General features: G+C 63.2%; 1 pseudogene. It reads right to left on the bottom strand.

Annotated elements, in window-relative coordinates:
• Positions 1-228, bottom strand: a pseudogene (locus R0J92_RS27655) (gfo/Idh/MocA family oxidoreductase); the annotation flags it as partial.

The following is a 228-nucleotide window of genomic DNA, read 5'->3' as shown; positions in this document are numbered from 1 at the left end:
CGCCCCGGCACGAGCGCCGCGATCTTTCCCTTTGGACCCACGGCCGGGAATTCTTCCTGATAGCGGGCGCCCTCGGGGAACATGCACAGCTCCAGCATGGCGCGGGTTCCATTGGTAAAGTCGACAATGACATAGCCGTTGTCGAGGATATCCGGCGCCTCGTCGTCATAGCGTGCACCCAGATGGTTCACATCCGCGCCCCCTGAGGCCAGCACCCGAACAGGTTCC

Origin of the sequence: Tritonibacter sp. SIMBA_163 (assembly GCF_046535935.1) — a bacterium.
GTDB lineage: Bacteria > Pseudomonadota > Alphaproteobacteria > Rhodobacterales > Rhodobacteraceae > Epibacterium > Epibacterium scottomollicae.
Note: the sequence above shows the minus strand (reverse complement) of the source record. Positions and strands in the feature narration are given on the sequence as shown.